General features: G+C 56.4%; 23 protein-coding genes. 8 read left to right on the top strand and 15 right to left on the bottom strand.

Annotated elements, in window-relative coordinates:
- Positions 1–170 precede the first annotated feature (170 nt).
- Positions 171–842, top strand: a complete 672-nt coding sequence (locus tag ABLV66_RS23080; RefSeq protein WP_348877028.1) for a LysM-like peptidoglycan-binding domain-containing protein — start codon at positions 171–173, stop codon at positions 840–842.
- A gap of 32 nt (positions 843–874) precedes the next feature.
- On the opposite strand, the gene ABLV66_RS23085 is transcribed toward ABLV66_RS23080, so the two are convergent.
- From ABLV66_RS23085 to rpsF, 5 genes are all read right to left on the bottom strand, one after another.
- The gene (locus ABLV66_RS23085) at positions 875–1,810 is read right to left on the bottom strand and encodes a DMT family transporter (RefSeq protein ID WP_047046271.1); all 936 of its coding nucleotides are present in this window, start codon (positions 1,808–1,810) and stop codon (positions 875–877) included.
- 145 nt (positions 1,811–1,955) lie between these two features.
- On the bottom strand, positions 1,956–2,405 hold the full coding sequence (gene rplI, locus ABLV66_RS23090; RefSeq protein ID WP_015368607.1) for a 50S ribosomal protein L9: 450 nt from the start codon (positions 2,403–2,405) through the stop codon (positions 1,956–1,958).
- A gap of 41 nt (positions 2,406–2,446) precedes the next feature.
- A complete protein-coding gene (rpsR, locus tag ABLV66_RS23095) occupies positions 2,447–2,674 on the bottom strand; it encodes a 30S ribosomal protein S18 (protein WP_000135199.1) in 228 nt (75 codons plus the stop codon).
- A gap of 4 nt (positions 2,675–2,678) precedes the next feature.
- Positions 2,679–2,993 (bottom strand): primosomal replication protein N, encoded by a 315-nt coding sequence (priB, locus tag ABLV66_RS23100; RefSeq protein ID WP_015704181.1) that lies wholly within the window; start codon positions 2,991–2,993, stop codon positions 2,679–2,681.
- Between the two features lie 5 nt (positions 2,994–2,998).
- On the bottom strand, positions 2,999–3,394 hold the full coding sequence (rpsF, locus tag ABLV66_RS23105; RefSeq protein ID WP_004098001.1) for a 30S ribosomal protein S6: 396 nt from the start codon (positions 3,392–3,394) through the stop codon (positions 2,999–3,001).
- A gap of 339 nt (positions 3,395–3,733) precedes the next feature.
- On the opposite strand from rpsF, the gene ABLV66_RS23110 reads away from it, so the two are divergent.
- The gene (locus ABLV66_RS23110; RefSeq protein WP_045396896.1) at positions 3,734–4,009 is read left to right on the top strand and encodes a YdgH/BhsA/McbA family protein; all 276 of its coding nucleotides are present in this window, start codon (positions 3,734–3,736) and stop codon (positions 4,007–4,009) included.
- Between the two features lie 148 nt (positions 4,010–4,157).
- On the top strand, positions 4,158–5,351 hold the full coding sequence (locus tag ABLV66_RS23115; RefSeq protein WP_047046274.1) for an MFS transporter: 1,194 nt from the start codon (positions 4,158–4,160) through the stop codon (positions 5,349–5,351).
- A gap of 61 nt (positions 5,352–5,412) precedes the next feature.
- Here the strand turns inward: ABLV66_RS23115 and ABLV66_RS23120 are convergent, their stop codons facing one another.
- Genes ABLV66_RS23120 through ulaA form a run of 6 tightly spaced genes read right to left on the bottom strand, consistent with a single transcriptional unit; the run spans position 5,413 to position 9,827 of the window.
- A complete protein-coding gene (locus tag ABLV66_RS23120) occupies positions 5,413–6,099 on the bottom strand; it encodes an L-ribulose-5-phosphate 4-epimerase (RefSeq protein ID WP_015704178.1) in 687 nt (228 codons plus the stop codon).
- Positions 6,099–6,953, bottom strand: a complete 855-nt coding sequence (locus tag ABLV66_RS23125) for an L-ribulose-5-phosphate 3-epimerase (protein WP_045396890.1) — start codon at positions 6,951–6,953, stop codon at positions 6,099–6,101. The genes ABLV66_RS23120 and ABLV66_RS23125 overlap by 1 nt, the downstream gene beginning before the upstream one ends.
- 9 nt (positions 6,954–6,962) lie before the next feature.
- The gene (ulaD, locus tag ABLV66_RS23130; protein ID WP_015368613.1) at positions 6,963–7,616 is read right to left on the bottom strand and encodes a 3-keto-L-gulonate-6-phosphate decarboxylase UlaD; all 654 of its coding nucleotides are present in this window, start codon (positions 7,614–7,616) and stop codon (positions 6,963–6,965) included.
- 15 nt (positions 7,617–7,631) lie between these two features.
- The gene (gene ulaC, locus ABLV66_RS23135) at positions 7,632–8,099 is read right to left on the bottom strand and encodes a PTS ascorbate transporter subunit IIA (RefSeq protein WP_015368614.1); all 468 of its coding nucleotides are present in this window, start codon (positions 8,097–8,099) and stop codon (positions 7,632–7,634) included.
- A 9-nt stretch (positions 8,100–8,108) separates the two neighbouring features.
- A complete protein-coding gene (gene ulaB / locus ABLV66_RS23140) occupies positions 8,109–8,414 on the bottom strand; it encodes a PTS ascorbate transporter subunit IIB (RefSeq protein WP_001577590.1) in 306 nt (101 codons plus the stop codon).
- Between the two features lie 12 nt (positions 8,415–8,426).
- The gene (gene ulaA, locus ABLV66_RS23145; protein ID WP_015368616.1) at positions 8,427–9,827 is read right to left on the bottom strand and encodes a PTS ascorbate transporter subunit IIC; all 1,401 of its coding nucleotides are present in this window, start codon (positions 9,825–9,827) and stop codon (positions 8,427–8,429) included.
- 364 nt (positions 9,828–10,191) lie between these two features.
- On the opposite strand from ulaA, the gene ulaG reads away from it, so the two are divergent.
- Both ulaG and ulaR read left to right on the top strand, forming a co-directional pair.
- Complete coding sequence (gene ulaG, locus ABLV66_RS23150) at positions 10,192–11,256, top strand: L-ascorbate 6-phosphate lactonase (RefSeq protein ID WP_045396887.1); 1,065 nt, start codon at positions 10,192–10,194, stop codon at positions 11,254–11,256.
- Between the two features lie 103 nt (positions 11,257–11,359).
- The gene (ulaR, locus tag ABLV66_RS23155) at positions 11,360–12,115 is read left to right on the top strand and encodes an HTH-type transcriptional regulator UlaR (protein ID WP_015368619.1); all 756 of its coding nucleotides are present in this window, start codon (positions 11,360–11,362) and stop codon (positions 12,113–12,115) included.
- Here the strand turns inward: ulaR and yjfP are convergent.
- Complete coding sequence (gene yjfP, locus ABLV66_RS23160; protein ID WP_348877027.1) at positions 12,112–12,828, bottom strand: esterase; 717 nt, start codon at positions 12,826–12,828, stop codon at positions 12,112–12,114. The genes ulaR and yjfP overlap by 4 nt on opposite strands.
- 208 nt (positions 12,829–13,036) lie before the next feature.
- Between yjfP and bsmA the strand changes: the two genes are divergently transcribed.
- Positions 13,037–13,345 (top strand): biofilm peroxide resistance protein BsmA, encoded by a 309-nt coding sequence (gene bsmA, locus ABLV66_RS23165; RefSeq protein WP_015368621.1) that lies wholly within the window; start codon positions 13,037–13,039, stop codon positions 13,343–13,345.
- A 140-nt stretch (positions 13,346–13,485) separates the two neighbouring features.
- Complete coding sequence (gene yjfN / locus ABLV66_RS23170) at positions 13,486–13,761, top strand: DUF1471 family protease activator YjfN (RefSeq protein WP_020079815.1); 276 nt, start codon at positions 13,486–13,488, stop codon at positions 13,759–13,761.
- On the opposite strand, the gene ABLV66_RS23175 is transcribed toward yjfN, so the two are convergent.
- Positions 13,752–15,389: an isovaleryl-CoA dehydrogenase gene (locus ABLV66_RS23175; protein WP_348877026.1), complete on the bottom strand. Its 1,638-nt coding sequence runs from the start codon at positions 15,387–15,389 to the stop codon at positions 13,752–13,754. The genes yjfN and ABLV66_RS23175 overlap by 10 nt on opposite strands.
- 179 nt (positions 15,390–15,568) lie before the next feature.
- Here ABLV66_RS23175 and ABLV66_RS23180 point away from each other — a divergent pair, with 179 nt between their 5' ends.
- A complete protein-coding gene (locus ABLV66_RS23180) occupies positions 15,569–16,864 on the top strand; it encodes an MFS transporter (protein ID WP_047046281.1) in 1,296 nt (431 codons plus the stop codon).
- Between the two features lie 20 nt (positions 16,865–16,884).
- On the opposite strand, the gene rlmB is transcribed toward ABLV66_RS23180, so the two are convergent.
- Positions 16,885–17,616, bottom strand: a complete 732-nt coding sequence (gene rlmB / locus ABLV66_RS23185; protein ID WP_015704174.1) for a 23S rRNA (guanosine(2251)-2'-O)-methyltransferase RlmB — start codon at positions 17,614–17,616, stop codon at positions 16,885–16,887.
- Positions 17,617–17,697: 81 nt separating this feature from the next.
- Positions 17,698–20,139 carry a ribonuclease R gene (gene rnr / locus ABLV66_RS23190; protein ID WP_045396877.1) on the bottom strand — a complete coding sequence of 814 codons (2,442 nt, stop codon included), beginning with the start codon at positions 20,137–20,139 and terminating at the stop codon, positions 17,698–17,700.
- Positions 20,140–20,141 lie beyond the last annotated feature (2 nt).

Consider the following 20,141-nt stretch of genomic DNA (forward strand, 5'->3'; position numbering starts at 1 on the left):
CGTTCGAAAGCATAACAGCCATAGAGGAATGGGTAAAACTTTGTCGGCGGATGATGACAAATCTCAGCGAAACAGAAACAATAGGCGATATCAGGTTAACCTCTACCTTCAGGACGTTAGCCGTCTATACTCATAAGCAGGATAAAAATATGCGGAGCAGGAGGAAAGCCATGCCCGGGCGCTTTGAACTGACATCTACCCTGGCGAAGATCTGGCACGCCCCGGATCAACTTCGTCTCATGGATCCGCTACCGCCCATGCATCGCCGCGGCATCATCGTCGGCTTCCTGCTGGTGATTATTGGTTTCCTGCTCCCCTCCGGCGATAACAGCACGCCGACCCAGGCAAGCCGTGAAGCCAGTCTCGATTTGCAGTCCCAGTCTCAGCCGCAAGGTTCGGGTAATCAGGCCGTGCCGCTTCCGCCAATCACCAATACGCCGACGGTCAGCGATGCCGATCAGGTTGCGCCTGTGGCGCCTGAAGCCATTCAGGATGAACAGCCTGACCAGCCGCAAACGTCTTCCTCTTCTCAGCCGTATCAACAACCGGCGCAGCAGCAGTCTGCGCCGGGTATTGAACAGCAGTGGCGCACCTACCGGATTGAATCGGGCAAAACGCTGGCGCAACTGTTCCGCGACCACGGTCTGCCAGCCACTGACGTCTACGCCATGGCGCAGGTCGAAGGCGCCGGCAAACCATTAAGCACCTTGCAGAGTGGACAGACGGTGCAAATTCGCCAGAACGCCAACGGCGTCGTCACCGGCCTCACTATTGATACCGGCAACGGCCAGCAGGTGCTGTTCACCCGCCAGTCGAACGGCAGCTTCGTGCGTGCGCGATAAACGCTTCACTTAGGCCGGGTTGTACGCCCGGCCTAACGCGCCTGGCTTTTGTTCACCCAGCGGATCCCTACACACACCAGGACCAGCGCGATCGCGTACTTCCACTCAAAGATATTCTCGCCAAGAAAGATCGCTGACAGCACCGTCCCGGCCACCGGGATAACAAAGTTAAACGGCGCAATCATACTGACGCGATTGTGCTTGAGTAGCACGCTCCATAGCGCAAAAGCTATCGACGACAGCAGAGTTAAATAGCCAAGGATCATCGCTGCGGTCAGGCTGTGCATTCGTAGCTCCCCGCCGGTCAGATACCCGCCCGCCACCAGCACCAGACCGCCGAAGGCCAGCTGCCAGCCGGTCATCACCGTCGGGTCGACGGTTTGCGAGATGCGTTTGCCGTAGAGCGTCGCCGCCGAGAGGATGAACGCCGCCAGCACGACAAAGCCATCGCCCTGCCAGACAAAATTAAAATCGCCCAATGAGGCGTTGAAGTTCACCAACATCACGCCGACGAAGCCAAGCACGCAGCCGATAGTTTTGTTGTAGCTGAGCCGGTCATTCTGATAGATAAAATGCGCCAGCAGAACGCTGAAGAACGTCCCGGTGGCATTCATGATCGATCCCTTCACTCCAGTGGTGAACGCCAGGCCGACGTAGAAGAAGGCGTACTGGATAGCGGTCTGCGTTAGCCCCAGCATCGCCAGTTGCCCGCACTGGCGGCCATTGAGCCGGGCGATGGGTTTGCGCTGCGCCAGCGCAAACAGCAGCAACAATAAGCCCGCAAACAGAAAGCGATATCCGGCAAAAACAATTTTTGAGGGAACATCATCGGTGGCGATGTGCAGAAGCTCATAGCCGTTTTTTATCGCGGGATAAGAACTGCCCCACAGCAGACAGCATAGCGTCGCGCAGACATAAGCTACTTTTTTATTGGCAAAAATCGAAGGGGTTGGAGAGGAAGCGTCCATTAACTTTACCGGAAATAAAATCGTGTTTTATTTTATTATCCAGAAAGCGGCGAGAATAGCTACCATACCAGATAAAAATCAGGCAGGCGCTAAAAAGCAAAACGCCGGCACAAGGCCGGCGCATCGACGTGAGTTGAGTAAAAAATTACTCAGCTACAACGTTAACAACCAGTTTAGCGAAGACTTCGCTGTGAACCTGGAAGTCTACTTCGTGCTCACCGGTGGTGCGCAGAACGCCGTTCGGCAGGCGAACTTCGCTCTTCGCAACGGCAACGCCAGCTGCAGAAACAGCGTCAGCGATGTCGCGAGTACCGATGGAACCGAACAGTTTACCTTCGTCGCCAGATTTGGACGCGATGGTAACGGTGCCCAGTGCGTTGATTGCTTCAGCACGTGCGTTAGCAGCGGCCAGAACGTCAGCCAGTTTGGCTTCCAGTTCAGCGCGGCGCGCTTCGAAGAACTCAACGTTTTTCTTGGTAGCTGGAACAGCTTTACCCTGTGGTACCAGGAAGTTACGAGCATAGCCCGCTTTAACGTTTACCTGATCACCCAGGCTACCCAGGTTTGCTACTTTATCAAGCAGAATAACTTGCATTACCTTATCCTCTCAAAGTCGTATTAATGGACCGTGACCGATTACTGATGACGATCAGTGTACGGCAGCAGGGACAGGTAGCGTGCGCGTTTGATAGCGCGAGCCAGCTGACGCTGATATTTTGCACGGGTACCGGTGATACGGCTTGGGACAATCTTACCGCTTTCGGTGATGTAGTTTTTCAGCGTAGCGATATCTTTATAGTCGATCTCTTGAACGCCTTCCGCGGTGAAACGGCAGAACTTGCGACGACGGAAATAACGTGCCATATGGCTAGTCTCCAGAATCTATCAATTCAATCTGCTCGGCATGCAGAACCATTTTACTCAAGCCGTTCTTTGCCTTATGGCAACTAATGAACCCTTGAACGGTGACTGCGCTACCGACCGTTATACTGTGAGTAATGGCCTGGTTCTCGTGTCCGCTAATAATAACGGGCATTTGGCACCACGCCTGCCGGTGAAAACCGGCTTCCTCCTGCACAGAACGATGCTCAAGCACGAACTGGCAATGAGGAATTCCTGACGGGCTGACCTTTCGAAGGGGCATCCTGCACACGGTGCCGGACAACACCAGACGGTTGGTCATCAGGATTACTCTTCAGAATCCCCAGCTTCAGAATCATCTGCGGTTTCGTTAGCGAAATCTTCACGACGCTCACGGCGCTCGTCTTTCGCTTTAACCATCGGAGATGCTTCGGTAACAGCGTGCTTAGTACGCATTACCATGCTGCGGATAACGGCGTCGTTGAAGCGGAAGTTAGTTTCCAGCTCATCGATCGCTTCCTGCGGCGCTTCAACGTTCAGCAGAACGTAGTGAGCTTTGTGCAGTTTGTTGATCGGATAAGCCAGCTGACGGCGGCCCCAGTCTTCCAGACGGTGGATCGTACCTTCTGCTGCAGTGATTGCACCAGTGTAACGTTCGATCATGCCCGGAACCTGTTCGCTCTGGTCAGGATGGACCATAAAAACGATTTCGTAATGACGCATCGAATTGCTCCTTACGGATTATTCAGCCTCCTGTCTGGGTCAGCCGCGGCCCATGGAGGCAAGGAACGTGTTAAAGGGCGGCTGAAAAATTGACGCGTCATTCTAATTGCGCCCCCCCAGGAACACAAGCGCATTTGCACAAATAATTCGCACTAAGCGCCAAGCTGGGCTAAGTGGGTGATTTAAAATTAACCAATAAGGAACGCGGCATTTTTTTGAACAACTGCATCAGAAAAGGTCGCTATCAGGCGGCACGCCAGCGATTACAATTTAATCAATAGCCAGACACCAGCAAGAGGAGTCCAGCGTTTTACCCGTACTGTCAGTAAGGAGCGTTCTATGAAAAGCATTATCATCGCCGTAATGGCTGCGCTACTCCTTAGCGCCAACGCGCTGGCAGCCATCAAAATCGATGGGCGTCAGGCTCGCAACATGGACGATGTGCAGAGTCTGGGCGTAATTTATATCAATCATAATATGGCTAGCGAACAAGAGGCCGAACAGGCCCTGAACCAGGAAAGCGATGCCCTGGGAGCGAAGTACTTCCAGCCAATCCTGATTCACGAACCGCAGAGCAATGGCCTTATTCATGCCAGCGCCGCTATTTACCGCTAGCCCAGGTCGATGCTTCGCCTCTCCTCACGAGGGGCGAAGCGAATAACCGATGTAAACGCAATTGAGAATTATTTTCCCAACTGACTCACCAGCGTCATCGCAACCTGATTTAATCATCAATTCACCGTTTGATAATCAGGAGTGATTGATGGTCCCGCGTTTCGCGACCTTAGGTCGTATCCCGAAAGGAGTTTGGGTGCTCGGCGGCGTCAGCCTGCTAATGGATGTCTCGTCAGAGATGATCCACAGCCTGCTCCCGTTGTTTATGGCCACTACGCTCGGCGCCAGCGTCATTATTATCGGTCTTATCGAAGGGCTGGCCGAAGCCACCGCCTTAATCCTCAAAGTCTTCTCCGGCGTCATTAGCGACTACGTGGGCAAACGCAAAGGGCTGGCGCTGCTTGGCTACGGGCTGGGGGCGCTGAGTAAACCGCTGTTTGCCCTCGCGCCGAGCGCCGGGGTGGTATTTAGCGCCCGCATGATCGACCGCGTCGGAAAAGGTATCCGCGGTGCGCCGCGCGATGCGCTGGTCGCCGACGTAACGCCGCCGGAGATCCGTGGCGCGGCCTACGGGCTACGCCAGGCGCTGGATACCGTCGGCGCCTTCCTCGGCCCGCTGCTGGCGGTGCTGCTGATGTTTATATGGCATAACGATTTTCACGCTATCTTCTGGGTGGCGGTCATTCCCGCCGTACTATCCATTGCTCTACTGGGCTTTGGTCTGCAGGAGCCGAAATCCGCCATCGCACACAAACGTAGCAATCCGCTGAAGCGCGAAAACCTGAAAAAGCTCTCCGCCGCCTACTGGTGGGTGGTGGCGATTGGCAGCATTTTCACCCTCGCCCGCTTCAGCGAAGCCTTTTTGGTACTGCGCGCCCAGCAGATGGAGATCCCGCTGTTTACTATTCCGCTGGTGATGGTCGCGATGAACCTGGTCTACAGCCTCACGGCTTACCCGTTCGGTAAGCTCTCTGACAGGATGAGCCACAGCAAACTGCTGCAATGGGGGCTGCTGGTGCTGATCCTCGCCGATATCGTGCTGGCGCTCAGCGGCCACTGGAGCACGCTGCTGATCGGCGTCGCGCTGTGGGGGATTCATATGGGGATGACGCAGGGGCTACTGGCGGCGATGGTTGCGCATACCGCGCCGCCGGAACTACGCGGTACGGCATTCGGCATGTTTAACCTGATGAGCGGCCTGGCGCTGCTGCTGGCCAGTACCGGCGCAGGAGTACTGTGGGAAACCTTCGGCGCCGCATCGACGTTTTACGCCGGCGCGATGATTTGCGTGGTCACGCTCATCGGCATGCGCTGTATGCCATCGGCCTATCGTCAGGGTTAAAAACGGCTCCGGGGCCAGACCAGTTACTTCACCCTGAGGTGAAAGCCCCGGAGCGCGTAGCTTACTTCTGCCCGTAGTAGGCGTCAGGCCCGTGTTTACGCAGAAAATGTTTCTCCATTAGCCAACTGTCGATGGGCTGTAGCTGCGGATTAATGCCGCGGGCGATCCACGCCATTCGCGCCACTTCTTCCATCACCACCGCATTGTGCACCGCCTCATGGGCATCTTTCCCCCAGGAGAACGGCCCATGCTGATAGACCACAATCCCTGGCGTATGTAACGGGTTGGCCTCGCCCAGCGTTTCGATAATCACCTTTCCGGTGTTCAGCTCATAGGCCTCTTCCACCTCCTGTGCGCTGAGCGCCCGGGTACAGGGGATATCGCCGAAGAAGTAGTCCGCGTGGGTGGTGCCGAGCGCCGGGATTGCCAGCCCCGCCTGCGCCCAGGCGGTAGCGTGCGTCGAGTGGGTATGCACCACCCCGCCGAGGCCGGAATAGCGACGATAGAGCGCAAGATGGGTCGCGGTATCGGAAGAGGGACGCCAGCGCCCTTCCACCACGTTGCCCTGCAAATCGACCACCACCATATCATCGACGGTCATTGACTCGTAGGCTACGCCGCTGGGCTTGATCACCACCAGCCCACGCTGCCGGTCGATTGCGCTGACGTTGCCCCAGGTAAAGGTCACCAGCCCGTAGCGCGGCAGATCCATATTAGCTGCAAATACCTGCTGTTTAAGTTGCTGCATTATGCCGCCTCCGTCAGGCCCGCGCGCGCCATCCGCGCTTTCACCCAGTCGCGAGCCTTTGCGACTTCCGCCGCCGGGTCATCGGTGGTTTCACTCCACATCTCAATCAGATACGGGCCGCAGTAGCCCGTCTGCTTGAGCGTTTCGAAGCAACGTTCAAAATCGACGACGCCTTCACCGAACGGTACGTTTTTAAAGACGCCGGGCTTCGTATCTTTGACGTGCACCGCCACGATATGCCCCATACCGGCCTGCAGCTCCATCTGTACGTCGTTATCCCACGCCGACAAATTGCCAATGTCCGGATAAAGCTGAAACCATGGATTATTCAGGTAGTGGGCATAACCCAGCGCCTTGCTGATCGAGTTCATCAGCGGATAGTCCATGATCTCCATCGCCAGCGTCACCTGGGCCCGGCTGGCCATCTCGACGCTCTCTTTCAGGCCCTCGCGAAAACGGCGGCGCGTTTCATCGTTCGCCTGCTGATAATAAACGTCGTAGCCCGCCAGCTGGATCACCCGAATCCCCACATCCTGCGCCAGCTGGATGGCTTTACGCATAATTTCCAGCCCCTGATTACGCACCGCGTCATCTTCGCTGCCGAGCGGAAAACGACGATGGGCGCTGAGGCACATCGATGGCACCCGGACGCCGGTTTCGGCTACCGCCTTGACCAGCGCCAGGCGCTGCTCCTGGCTCCAGTCCAGCCGCGCAAGGCGGGCATCGGTTTCATCAAGCGACATTTCAACAAAATCAAAACCCAGCGTTTTCGCCAGCTGTAACCGCTCCAGCCAGCACTCCCCGGCGGGGAGCGCTTTTTCATAGATACCGAGCGGAATGTGTTTCGACAACATAGCCGCTCCTTATCCCCACAGCTGGGCGATAGAGCGTTTAAACTGGCGAGCCGCTTCCACCGGCGAGGCGGCATCGCGGATGCTGCGACCGGCAATAAAGACGTGAATAGGAATACCGGCGAACAGCGGCAGGTCTTCCAGCGCCAATCCGCCGGTCACGGTGACTTTGAAGCCCATATCGGAAAGACGCTTAATCGCACTGATATCCGCCTCGCTCCACGCCACGCCCGCGGCCTGCGCGTCGCGGCTGCGGTGATAGACCACCTGCTGAATGCCCGCATCGCGCCACGCCTGCGCCTGCTCCCAGGTCCAGAAGCCGGTCAGCTCAATTTGCACGTCGCCGTTGAACTCTTTGGCGACATCCAGCGCACCCTTGGCGGTGTTGATATCGGCGCAGCAGATCACGGTCACCCAGTCAGCGTTAGCTTCAAAGCACATCCGCGACAGGATTTTTCCGGCATCGGCGATTTTGGCATCCGCCAGTACGATTTTATGCGGGTACAGCGCTTTCAGATCGCGCACCGCGCGCACCCCTTCGCCGACGCAGAGAATCGTGCCCACTTCAATGATATCCACCTCTTCGGCGATCAGGCGGGTGGTCTCATAGGCGTGAGACAGGGTTTGGTTATCCAGCGCAACCTGCAACATTGGTAACTGAGACATCGTATCAACTCCCTCTTAAACAGCCGCCGCAGTGGCGTTTTCAATTAAATCCAGCACTTCCTGCTCGGTGCGGCAGGCGCGTAAACGGTCGAAATTGGCTTCATCATCAAACAGGTTAACGATCTGCATGATGCCCACCTCCTGGTGGGTGGTGGCGTCAACTGCCGCCATGGTGATCAGAATGTCGACCGGGTCGTTATCTTCGTGATTGAAAATCAGCGGTTTTTTTAGCGTCACCAGCGCAAAGCCGGTTTTCTTAACGCCCTCTTCCGGACGCCCATGAGGCATCGCCAGGCCCGGCGCGATAACAAAATAGGGACCATGCTGCGCGACGCCATCGAGGATCGCCTGGTAGTAACGCGGTTCCACTACGTCGGCGGCCACCAGCAGATCGACGCCGATTTTCACCGCCTCCTGCCAGCTTTCCGCCTCCGCCTGCAGGCGTATGGAGTGGTTCTGCGCCAGAGAATCATGAAGTTTCATGGCGGCTCCTTATTTCACATCCTGCGGGAAGTGGGCTTTGATCACTTCAAGCAGTTTTGGGCCGAAATCCGCAGGGGACAGCATATTGCGCACGCCAACCACGTATTTATTGCCAGTGACGGTGATTTCGCCGGCGATGTGGGTCGAGGCAATAATGATATCCGCGCCGTTTAGCTCGCTTTTATATTCACCTACCGCGCAGCTGTTCACCGTGTGGTCGATGTTTGATTGCGTCAGGAACTGGTCCACCTTCATTTTCATGATCATGGAACTACCTTGCCCGTTGCCACACACAGCCAGAATACGTACGGTCATAATCAGAACTCCTTATTGAGCAGAGGCTTCTGCCAGTTGTTTTTCCGCGTCTTCCTCGGCGCGCAGCGCGCGGCCGGCGAAGAACATATAAGCCAGTGAAATCAGAATAATGACGGCCATAAACGCCAGCCCTATCGAGGCGAAACCCTGCATCATCGGCGGCGCCAGGATTGACCAATCCGCCATGCCCATCCAGGCGCTCATTCCGGTCAACTTCACCGCCCACACGCAGCCGAAGATTTCAATCATGCCCATCACCAGACAGATCTTGAGCGCCGCGCGCCAGCCGCCGAAGTGATTAGCAAAGACGCCAATCGTCGCGTTAGAGAAGAACATTGGGATAAAGCCCGGGATGATCAGAATGGAGGAGCCAACGCCGACGAGAATACCAACGGCAATCAGTTGGCCGATGGTGCCCCACATAAAGCCCCAGACCACGGCATTCGGCGCGAAGCTATAGATAGCGGCGCAGTCGATCGCCAGCACGGCGCCGGGGATCAGGCGCTGTGAGATACCGTTGAAGGCTTCGGACAGCTCGGCGACGAACATACGCACGCCCTGGGTAATGATGAAAATGGCCACGGCGAAGGAGAAACCGGTCTGCAGGATATAGACCGTCCAGTGGGTTTTGCCCGCCATCGCCTGTACAACATCGATGCCAAAGGAGAGCAGAATGGCGCCAAAGAAAATGGTCATCACAATCGCGGTAGAGACGATGTTGTCGTGGAAAATATTGAGCCAGCCCGGCAGCTTGAGGTCTTCGACGCTCTCCTCTTTTTTCCCCAGATACGGCGCCACTTTATAGGCAATCCACGAGGCAAACTGCTGTTGGTGACCGATAGAGAAGCCGCAGCCGTCGGTAACCAGTTGAGTCGGCTTAAACATCATGTTGGAGGTGATACCCCAGTACAGGGAGACCAGCACCGCGGTGCAGATAATGGTCGTCCACATGGAGTAGCCGAAGATGAAGAAAGAGACCGCAATCAGCCCCGCCTGCTGAAACATAATATGGCCAGTCAGCATGATAGTGCGGATGCCGGTAATGCGGCGCAGCAGGACGTAACAGATATTTAGCGCCAGGGCCAACAGCACCGCATACCCCACCCAGCTATAGGCCTCGCCCATCCGGTCGATGGTCGCCATCATTGAGGCGTAGGTATCGGAAATCGCGCCATTGATGCCATAAACCTCTGACATTTTCGCCACCACCGGCTTAAAGGTGCTGGTAAGAATGCCGGAGCCGGCTTGTAACAGCATGAAACCAATGATGGTTTTGATCGTGCCTTTGATAATCACGCTGACGCTTTTACGCAACAAGATATAGCCAAGGCAGGTCACGATACCCAGCAGCAGCGGGGCATTAGTCATTACCTGATTAAAGAAGACGGTAAAGATGTTGTAGAGGATCTCCATAACACACTCCAGAAGAGGAAGGCTTTGAACGCGCATGACGCTCAGCAGTTGTCGTCGCCCTCACTCTAATAATCAAAAACAATCACAACAAGATTGAATTTGATTAAATGTGACGCATCACGCAAATAATCATATTTTTTGTGCGTGTATTTTCCATTACGTCACGACATAACCAAACAAACCACTAATATCAACAATATACATACATGCTTGATATTAAATTCAGGGTTTATCAGCGCGTTAGCGCAACGCTCTCACCGCTTTTTCTTGAAAATAGCCGATTGCATTCCTGAAAAAACAGTGCCAGTATCAATCAAAACAAATCACCAATTGATTACTTTTGAAATAAAAGAGGAAGAGATCGATGAGTAAAGTGCAAACCATCACCCGTGAATCCTGGATTTTGAGCACTTTCCCGGAATGGGGTAGCTGGCTGAATGAAGAGATCGAACAAGAGCAGGTTGCGCCGGGCACCTTTGCCATGTGGTGGCTGGGATGCACCGGCATTTGGCTAAAATCGGAAGGCGGCGCTAATATTTGCGTCGATTTTTGGTGCGGTACCGGTAAGCAGAGCCACGGTAATCCGCTGATGAAAACCGGCCACCAGATGCAGCGCATGGCCGGGGTGAAAAAACTACAGCCGAACCTGCGCACTACGCCATTCGTGCTCGATCCTTTCGCCATCCGCCAAATTGACGCCGTGCTGGCGACGCACGATCACAACGATCATATCGACGTTAACGTCGCCGCCGCGGTGATGCAAAACTGCGCCGCCGATGTGCCGTTTATCGGACCAAAAACCTGCGTTGATCTGTGGATTGGCTGGGGCGTGCCGGCAGAACGCTGCATCGTCATGAAGCCGGGCGATGTGGTGAAGATCAAAGACATTGAGATCCACGCGCTCGACGCATTCGATCGTACTGCGCTCATTACCCTGCCAGCCGATCAAAAAGCCGCCGGCGTGCTGCCGGACGGCATGGACCAGCGCGCGGTCAACTATCTGTTCAAAACGCCGGGCGGCAACCTGTACCACAGCGGCGACTCACACTATTCCAACTACTATGCAAAGCACGGTAACGAGCATCAGATTGACGTCGCCCTCGGTTCCTATGGGGAAAACCCGCGCGGTATCACCGACAAAATGACCAGCGCCGATATCCTGCGCATGGCGGAATCGCTAAATGCCAAAGTGGTCATTCCGTTCCACCATGATATCTGGTCCAACTTCCAGGCCGACCCACAGGAGATCCGCGTACTGTGGGAGATGAAAAAGGATCGTCTGAAATACGGCTTCAAGCCGTTTATCTGGCAGGTCGGCGGTAAATTTACCTGGCCGCTGGATAAAGACAATTTCGAATACCACTACCCACGCGGATTCGATGACTGCTTTACCATTGAGCCAGACCTGCCGTTCAAATCCTTTTTGTAATCCTATTCCGGCGGGCGCGCCCGCCGGAATTCCCTTTCCGCATTAGTATTTAGCGTTAATTTCAAATATCATCTTTGCTTGTCACTTTTAATCGGATTCGCTCATGACTGAAGCGCAAAGACATCAAATTTTACTGGATTTGCTGGCGCAAACGGGATTTGTCACCGTAGAACAGGTAATCTCCCGCCTCGGCATCTCTCCGGCGACGGCAAGACGCGATATCAATAAGCTTGATGAAAATGGCAAGCTGAAAAAGGTCCGTAATGGCGCGGAAGCCATCAGCGAACAGCGCCCACGTTGGTCGCCAATGAACATTCATCAGGCGCAAAACCACGATGAGAAAGTGCGGATTGCCCGCGCCGCCTCGCAACTGGTTTCTCCGGGCGAAAGCATCGTTATCAACTGCGGCTCCACCGCCTTCCTGCTTGGCCGTGAATTATGCGGCAAACCGGTGCAGATCATTACCAACTACCTGCCGCTGGCCAACTATCTGATTGACCAGGAGCATGACAGCGTGATCATTATGGGGGGGCAATATAACCACAGCCACTTCATCACCCTCAGCCCGCAGGGTAGCGAAAACAGCCTGTATGCCGGGCACTGGATGTTCACCAGCGGCAAAGGGTTAACCGCCGAGGGATTGTACAAAACCGATATGTTGACCGCGATGGCCGAGCAGAAAATGCTTAACGTCGTTGGCAAACTGGCGGTACTGGTCGATAGCAGCAAAGTCGGCGAACGCGCCGGGATGCTGTTCAGCCAGGCCAGCCAAATCGACCTGGTTATCACCGGCAAGCAGGCCGATGAAACGATCCTCAAGCAGCTTGAGGATCAGGGCGTGCAGGTTATCCGCGTTTAAAGATGCTGCCGGAAAAAGGCGGTGGTCGCGTCCAGCGCTTCCGGGGTAATGCGGTGGCGTACGCCCTTTTGCCACTGGCAGGTCAGGTTAGTTGCCAGGCCGCTCTGCGTTAACGCCTGCTGCAGGCGAAATGTGTCGCCGGGCGGAACCACGTCGTCTGCGTCGCCGTGCCACAGCAGCAGCGGCTTGTCGGCTAGCGCCGCTAACTGATGAGTCACGTCCCACTCCGCCAGGCTTGCCGTATCGAATCCGGGCGACGGAAACAGCGTCTGCGCGAGGCTGCTGAAATAGCCTGAGCCCATCAGGCAGGCCACGCATTTTAGCTCTGGATGATGGGTCATGATACCGAGCGCGGTCATGCCGCCCATTGATGCGCCGGCCACCGCCAGCCGTTCATCTTCCAGCCATCCCTCAGCGATAATCGCGTCTCGCAGGGCGGGAAATTCAAGAAAATTCTGTCGCAGGATCGGCCAAAAACGCTGCATTCGCCCCTCCTCGTCGCCGCGAAAACGCGCGCCATGTTCGGCGGCATCCGGCATAATCACCCGGAACCCGGCTTCGGCCAGCGCGACGGCGAAGTAGCTGTAGACCAGCCTGGAAGAGGTAAAACCGTGATAGAAGACGATAACCGGCAGAGGCTTATCCGCCATCCCAGCCGGACAGGCGTGAATCACTTCACCGCCTGCCAGATTGCGCATTTCGAGTGTAATCAACTATCGTCTCCTTCTTTATAGTGGCACGGCGTCTCGCACCAAAACATTCGTCAAAGCTTTGCGTTGAGCACGATTTATAATGTTGAGAGCTCGGTTACGCTTTCATAACATTTTCATTCGAAAATCGCGCGATAGATAACAATTCGGGAACATTCCCCAGAAATGATATTCAGGCTACCACTACACTATCACTATCAGGAAACGAGATATGGTCATGCGTAGGTTTACACCGTGGTTACTGGCTCTCGCCTTAAGCGGATGTAGCGTCCTGCAGGGTACGCCGGAGGCGCCGCCGCCGGCAAGCGATCATCCGCAGGAAATTCGTCGCAATCAGACTGAGGGCCTGCAAAAGATTGGTACCGTCAGCGTGCTGATGTACGGTTCGCCGATGGATGTCGAGACCGCGTTGAAAGCCAAAGCAGAAGCCGCAAAAGCGGATTACTACGTCATCGTTATGATCGATGACACCATGGTTCCCGGCCAGTGGTATTCGCAAGCGATTCTGTATCATAAATAGCGGTGTGATGCGTTTTTAACCAGCTTTACACTGCTTTGCGTCCATTCACGTTCTCCTACGCATAATAACGTTCGGCCAGCCTTTTTGGCAGAACGTTAGCAAACGGACTGCCCTCGGGATTACGTGAAATGGAGCTGACGATGAAACGATCACTGACCTTACCCAGCCTGTTGCTGACTACCGCGACGGCCAATACTTCCGCTCAGTCAGCCGAATTCGCCAGTGCGGATTGCGTCACTGGCCTGAACGAAATTGGTCTGATTTCCGTCAATAATATCTCCGGCAGTCAGCAGGATGTCGAGCATGCCATTGCCGTAAAAGCCGATGAGCAGGGCGCTTCCTGGTATCGTATCGTTCAGATGTATGAAGAGCCGCAGCCGGATAGCTGGCGAGTGCAGGCCATTCTCTACGCCTGAGACGGCTGTCGTCCGCGCCCCATCGCCCGTAGCAGCGCATCGTCCAGCAGTTGAGCGTCCAGGCGGATACCTCCTCGCGGATCCAGCATCATCCGGCACCACGCCTGGGCCAGCGGCGGCGATGCAAAGCGCAGCATCTGCGCCCCCGCCCCCAGGCAATACACCAGACGCGCTATTTCTCGTCCCTGCGCCTCAACCGGCCGCCGCAAGAGTTGCTGAAGCTGTCGCCACGCGCGGTCATAATGCCGGTTCTGCCCCTTGACCTCAGCGCACTCCGCCGCCAGCATTTCTAACGCCGCCGGCTGCTTGCCAAGCACCCGCATTACGTCGAGGCACATAATATTGCCGGAACCTTCCCAGATACTATTCACCGGCATCTCACGGTATAAGCGCGGGAGTTCGCTCTCTTCGCAATAACCGATACCGCCCAGCACTTCCATCGCCTCGGCGACAAACGGTATACCGGCGCGACAGATAGCAAACTTGGCGGCCGGGGTAAATAAACGAGCCCATAGCACTTCATGCGCATCGTCGCGCCGATCCCAGGCGCGAGCCAGACGGAACAGAAAAGCGGTTTGTCCTTCAAGACGCAGCGCCATCTGGCCCAGCACCTGACGCATCATCGGCTGATCGGCCAGATTCTTGCCGAACGCCTGACGCTGCAGCGCATGGTACAGCGCCACCGAGTATGCGCGGCGCATCAGGGCATGGCTGCCGGCCGCGCAGTCGAAGCGGGTCAGCGCGCCCATCTTGAGAATTTGCCGCACGCCGTCGCCCTCTTCGCCTATCAGCCACCCGCAGGCGTCAAAGAATTCGGCTTCGCTACTGGCGTTAGAGCGGTTACCTAATTTATCTTTCAACCTCTCCAGGCGCACGCCATTGCGTTGGCCATCGGGTAAAAAGCGCGGCACAAAGAAGCAGGAGAGCCCGCCCGGCGTCTGGCCTAATACCAGATGCGCATCGCTCTGCGGCACCGAGAAGAACCATTTATGGCCCACCAGCCGATAGAATCCTTCCGCCGTTTTTTCCGCTCGGGTGGTATTGCTGAGCACATCCGAACCGCCCTGTTTTTCGGTCATTCCCATGCCAATCAGCAATCCACGTTTCTGATCGCCCGGTGCGAGATGCGGGTCATAGCGATCGCTGAGTAATGGCGGCAACCAATCGCTGAACACCGCAGGTAACGCGCGCTGCAGCAGCGGCGTTGCGGCGAAGGTCATGGTTATCGGGCATAACGTTCCCGCCTCCACCTGGGCATGCAGCATAAAGCGGGCGGTACGGGCAACAAATGAACCCGCGCGGGCGTCTTCCTGCCAGGCGAGATTATGCACCCGGTTGGCGCACAGTCCCTGCATCAGCAAATGCCAGGCGGGATGAAACCGCACGTCATCCAGCCGGGCGCCGGTGGCGTCATAGCGTAATAGTTCTGGCGGGTTGCTATTCGCCAGTTGCCCCAGCTCCAGCGATTCCGCCGTGCCCAACTGTTGGCCGATGCTGGCGAGCAGATCGCCATCCCAACCGGCGCCTTCACGCACTACCGCCTCACAAAGCGCGGTATCGGACAAAAACAGATTGCTGTTACACAGCGGCGTCGGTTGATTGAATACGGTATGCGTTTGCCAGTGCATGATGTCTCCCTCCGTCAATGGCTCTGACAGTAAGTATGGTCGCCCGCATAGACGGTCACAAAAAAACCGCTACGCCTTCGTGAAGCCCATCACAGGCATAAGAATTTAAAATTTCCTCAGAAAAAATGTATGGAATAATTTATTCATTCGTTACTGTTTTGTATCAGTCGGGGCTTCCTATGCACACCGCCAGCACAACATCAGCGGCGCAAAAACGCGCGCTGATCGCCGGTTCTATCGGTAACTTTATTGAATGGTACGAGTTTGCGGTCTATGGCTTTCTGGCGACCGTAATTGCAAAAAACTTCTTCCAGTTGAACGGGGAAGCGCCGCTGACCGGGCTGATTCTGACTTACGCCTCTTTCGCGATTGCGTTCTTCTTTCGCCCGCTGGGCGCCATCGTTTTTGGCCGTCTTGGCGATCGTATTGGTCGCAAGCCGACGCTGATTATCGTGTTGGTACTGATGACGCTCGCCACCACGGCAATCGGGCTGGTACCGGTTTACGCCAGCATCGGTATTGCGGCGCCACTCCTGCTGACCGGATTACGTATTCTGCAGGGGTTGTTTGCCGGCGGCGAGTATGGAGGAGCGGTATCGCTGATGACCGAGTTCGCCCCTAAAGGTAAACGCGGTCTGTATGGCGCATGGCAATCTTTTACCGTGGCATTAGGGTTGCTGGCAGGCGCAGGCGTGGTCGCGCTGATTTCCGCCGTACTGAGCCCCGAAGCGCTGCATGACTGGGGCTGGCGAATTCCCTTTTTCCTCGCCATACCGATGGGCATCGTTGCGCTATGGCTACGCGTTAAAATGGAAGAGACGCCGGGCTTTTTACGCCAGCAGCAGACTACGCCGCCTGCGGAAACCCGCGCCAGTTGGCGCCAGACGCTCAAAGCGATTTTCACCGGCATTGGCCGGCTGATGGTATGGTCGGCGGCGGGTTATACCTACCTGGTGATCATGCCCTCGTACCTCCAGTCCGCGCTGCACACCGGTTTTAATCAGGCGCTGCTGATTGCGGTGATCTCCAACATTGGCTTCGCCATCACCATCTTGCCTGCCGGGATGCTCAGCGATCAGTGGGGACGTCGGCGGGTGATGGTCGCGGCTGCGGTATTGCTGCTGGTACTGGCGCTGCCGCTGCTGAAAATATTGCAGGCGGAAAGCAGCACGCTGCTGGTGAAAGGTATCGTGGTGCTGATTGCGGGTGGACTGGTGGGGATTCTGGCCGGGCCTGGGCCGGCGATGCTGGCGGAGATGTTCCCTACCAGGGTGCGTTATACCGGGCTGGGGTTAGCCTATTCGCTATCAAATGCCGTGTTTTCCGGCTGCGCCGGATTGATCATTACCGGCCTGATTAAACAGACCGGTAATCTGGATATTCCGGCGTACTACGTGATGGCGACGGCCGTCGTCAGTATAGCCGCGCTAATGACGCTCAATAAGAACGACCATCTGCGCGCGCTGGACGACTAACCCGCCGCGCCAGCGGCGGCTTAGCTGCGCTGGCGCACCGCTTCAAACAGGCAGATACCGGTGGCGACAGAGACGTTCAGCGAAGAGACGCTACCCGCCATCGGGATGCTGATCAGTTCATCACAATGCTCGCGGGTCAAACGACGCATACCTTCACCTTCCGCGCCCATCACCAGCGCCATCGGGCCGGTCATTTTGCTCTGGAACAGCGTATGGTCGGCTTCGCCGGCAGTACCGACAATCCACACGTTTTCTTCCTGCAGCAGACGCATAGTACGCGCCAGATTGGTGACGCGGATCAACGGCACGCTTTCCGCCGCGCCGCAGGCGACTTTTTTCGCCGTAGCGTTGAGCTGAGCGGAACGATCGCGCGGCACGATCACCGCATGCACGCCTGCGGCGTCGGCGCTACGCAGGCAGGCGCCGAGGTTGTGCGGATCGGTGACGCCGTCGAGGATCAGCAGGAACGGCTGATCGAACTGCGCCAGCAGATCCGGCAGATCGTTTTCCTGATACTGACGTCCCGGCTTCACGCGGGCAATGATGCCCTGATGCACCGCACCTTCGCTTTTCTCATCGAGGAACTGGCGGCTGGCAACCTGAATCACCACGCCCTGCGCTTCAAGGGCATGGATCAGCGGCAGCAGACGCTTATCCTCACGGCCTTTCAGAATAAAAACTTCCTGAAAACGCTCAGGGGCGCGTTCCAGCAGTGCCTGCACCGCATGGATGCCGTAAATCATTTCACTCATTGATGTACTCGTTTTAGGTTCTGTTATCCGTTCCCTTCACCCCGTTCTGCGCCAGCAGACTTCAGGGCGAAGGGACGTCAATCACTCGGCGATCTTCTTTTTCGCCGCGCGCTTGGCTTTGGTTGCCGCGGCGATTTTCTGCGTTTTCGCCGACGGTTTTTTCGCTTTCTTTTCGCCTTTCGGTTTGGCTTTAGCTTTCTCTTTTTCCTTACGGAAGGCGCTATCTGGCTCGAAGTTTACCTGCTTGCCTACCTGACGACGACGGCCGCCGCCGTTTTTACCCGGCGCGCCCTTCTTCGCTTTTTCGCGTGCAGTTTTGCCAACATTACGCGGACCGCGTTCGCTGGAAATCAGGCTGAAATCAATCTTACGCTCATCCATATTGACCGCTTCGACGCGCACTTCCACGCGGTCGCCCAGGCGGTAAGTCTGGCCGCCGGACTCGCCGATCAGCCGCTGCCCGACCTGGTCGAAGCGATAGTAGTCATTATCCAACGAGGAGACATGTACCAGACCATCGATAAACAGATCGTTCAGGCGGACGAAGAAGCCAAAGCCGGTGACGCTTGCGATCACGCCGGAGAAGGTGTTGCCCACCTGATCCTGCATGAAGTCGCACTTCAGCCAGTCTGACACTTCGCGCGTCGCTTCATCGGCGCGGCGCTCGGTCATCGAGCAGTGCTCGCCCAGCTGCAGCATCTCTTCCATGCTGTAGTGCCAACCGCCGGTCTCGGTGCTATTGCCTTTATGTCCCTGCTCTTTCGCCAGTAAATACTTAATAGCGCGATGCAGCGACAGGTCAGGATAACGACGGATCGGCGAGGTGAAGTGCGCGTATGACTGCAGCGCAAGGCCGAAGTGGCCGCGGTTTTCCGGATCGTAGACCGCCTGCTTCATGGAACGCAGCAGCATCGTCTGCAGCATTTCCGCATCCGGGCGATCGGCGATGGAAGTCAGCAGCTCGGCGTAATCGCGCGGCTCCGGTTTGTTGCCGCCCGGCAGCTCCAGCCCCAGCTCCGCCAGCACGGTGCGGAAGGCGGTAATCGCTTCGGTGCTTGGCTTATCGTGAATACGGAACAGCGCTGGCTCCTGCGCTTTCTCAACGAAACGCGCCGCGGAGATGTTCGCCAGAATCATGCACTCTTCGATCAGCTTGTGCGCATCGTTACGCTGAGTCTGTTCGATACGCTCGATACGACGCTCGGCGTTGAAGATGAATTTAGCTTCTTCACTTTCAAATGAGATACCGCCGCGCTCTTCACGGGCGCCATCCAGCACCTTATAGAGGTTATGCAGCTCTTCAATATGCTTCACCAGCGGCGCGTAGTGTTCGCGCAGCTCTTGATCGCCCTGCAGCATATGCCAAACCTTGGTGTAGGTGAGACGGGCGTGAGAGCTCATCACCGCTTCATAGAATTTAAAGCCGGTCAGGCGACCTTTTGACGAGATCGTCATTTCGCAGACCATACACAGGCGATCGACCTGTGGATTCAGCGAGCACAGGCCGTTGGACAGCACTTCCGGCAGCATCGGTACGACCTGCGAAGGGAAGTAGACTGACGTCCCGCGGCTGCGCGCTTCGCCGTCCAGCGGCGTACCGGGGCGCACGTAGTAACTCACGTCGGCGATAGCCACCCACAGACGCCAGCCGCCGCCGCGTTTTTTCTCGCAGTACACTGCGTCATCAAAGTCGCGGGCATCTTCGCCGTCAATAGTAACCAGCGGTAGAGAGCGCAAATCAACGCGCCCGGCTTTCGCCTCTTCCGGCACCTGCTCTTTGAGGCCGGAGACCTGTTTTTCCACCGCCGGCGGCCAAACGTAAGGGATCTCATGGGTACGCAGCGCCATATCAACGGCCATGCCGGTGCCCATATTGTCGCCCAGCACTTCAACTATTTTGCCGACCGCCTTGGTACGACGGGTTGGACGCTGGGTCAGTTCGACCACCACCACGTAACCCATGCGGGCGCCCATGATCTCTTCAGGAGGGATCAGGATATCGAAGCTTAGACGGCTGTCGTCCGGCACCACGAAGCCCACGCCGGCATCGGTGAAGTAACGGCCGACGATCTGGCTGGTTTTCGGCACCAGCACGCGAACGATGCGCGCTTCGCGACGGCCCTTACGGTCCGCGCCCAGCGGCTGGGCCAGCACCTGATCGCCATGAATACACATTTTCATCTGCTCAGATGAAAGATACAGGTCGTCTTTGCGCCCTTCGACGCGTAAAAAGCCGTAGCCGTCGCGGTGGCCAATAACGACGCCTTTGACTAAATCGAGACGTTCCGGCAGCGCATAACACTGACGGCGAGTAAAGACCAGCTGGCCATCGCGTTCCATTGCCCGCAGGCGGCGACGCAGCGCTTCAGTTTGTTCTTCGCCCTCAATATTTAACTCAATCGCCAGCTCGTCGCGGCTGGCCGGTTTTTCACGTTTGGTTAAATGTTCGAGGATAAATTCCCGGCTCGGGATGGGATTCGCGTACTTCTCAGCTTCGCGTTCCTGGAATGGGTCTTGTGACATAT

The sequence above is a fragment of the Klebsiella sp. CN_Kp073 genome, from assembly GCF_040065495.2.
Taxonomy (GTDB): Bacteria; Pseudomonadota; Gammaproteobacteria; order Enterobacterales; family Enterobacteriaceae; genus Klebsiella; species Klebsiella aerogenes.

Coding starts and splice junctions, on each gene's coding strand:
- ABLV66_RS23080 (WP_348877028.1), top strand. CDS start 171: ATGCCCGGGCGCTTTGAACTGACATCTACCCTGGCGAAGATCTGGCAC.
- ABLV66_RS23085 (WP_047046271.1), bottom strand. CDS start 1,810: ATGGACGCTTCCTCTCCAACCCCTTCGATTTTTGCCAATAAAAAAGTA.
- rplI (WP_015368607.1), bottom strand. CDS start 2,405: ATGCAAGTTATTCTGCTTGATAAAGTAGCAAACCTGGGTAGCCTGGGT.
- rpsR (WP_000135199.1), bottom strand. CDS start 2,674: ATGGCACGTTATTTCCGTCGTCGCAAGTTCTGCCGTTTCACCGCGGAA.
- priB (WP_015704181.1), bottom strand. CDS start 2,993: ATGACCAACCGTCTGGTGTTGTCCGGCACCGTGTGCAGGATGCCCCTT.
- rpsF (WP_004098001.1), bottom strand. CDS start 3,394: ATGCGTCATTACGAAATCGTTTTTATGGTCCATCCTGACCAGAGCGAA.
- ABLV66_RS23110 (WP_045396896.1), top strand. CDS start 3,734: ATGAAAAGCATTATCATCGCCGTAATGGCTGCGCTACTCCTTAGCGCC.
- ABLV66_RS23115 (WP_047046274.1), top strand. CDS start 4,158: ATGGTCCCGCGTTTCGCGACCTTAGGTCGTATCCCGAAAGGAGTTTGG.
- ABLV66_RS23120 (WP_015704178.1), bottom strand. CDS start 6,099: ATGCAGCAACTTAAACAGCAGGTATTTGCAGCTAATATGGATCTGCCG.
- ABLV66_RS23125 (WP_045396890.1), bottom strand. CDS start 6,953: ATGTTGTCGAAACACATTCCGCTCGGTATCTATGAAAAAGCGCTCCCC.
- ulaD (WP_015368613.1), bottom strand. CDS start 7,616: ATGTCTCAGTTACCAATGTTGCAGGTTGCGCTGGATAACCAAACCCTG.
- ulaC (WP_015368614.1), bottom strand. CDS start 8,099: ATGAAACTTCATGATTCTCTGGCGCAGAACCACTCCATACGCCTGCAG.
- ulaB (WP_001577590.1), bottom strand. CDS start 8,414: ATGACCGTACGTATTCTGGCTGTGTGTGGCAACGGGCAAGGTAGTTCC.
- ulaA (WP_015368616.1), bottom strand. CDS start 9,827: ATGGAGATCCTCTACAACATCTTTACCGTCTTCTTTAATCAGGTAATG.
- ulaG (WP_045396887.1), top strand. CDS start 10,192: ATGAGTAAAGTGCAAACCATCACCCGTGAATCCTGGATTTTGAGCACT.
- ulaR (WP_015368619.1), top strand. CDS start 11,360: ATGACTGAAGCGCAAAGACATCAAATTTTACTGGATTTGCTGGCGCAA.
- bsmA (WP_015368621.1), top strand. CDS start 13,037: ATGGTCATGCGTAGGTTTACACCGTGGTTACTGGCTCTCGCCTTAAGC.
- yjfN (WP_020079815.1), top strand. CDS start 13,486: ATGAAACGATCACTGACCTTACCCAGCCTGTTGCTGACTACCGCGACG.
- ABLV66_RS23175 (WP_348877026.1), bottom strand. CDS start 15,389: ATGCACTGGCAAACGCATACCGTATTCAATCAACCGACGCCGCTGTGT.
- ABLV66_RS23180 (WP_047046281.1), top strand. CDS start 15,569: ATGCACACCGCCAGCACAACATCAGCGGCGCAAAAACGCGCGCTGATC.
- rlmB (WP_015704174.1), bottom strand. CDS start 17,616: ATGAGTGAAATGATTTACGGCATCCATGCGGTGCAGGCACTGCTGGAA.
- rnr (WP_045396877.1), bottom strand. CDS start 20,139: ATGTCACAAGACCCATTCCAGGAACGCGAAGCTGAGAAGTACGCGAAT.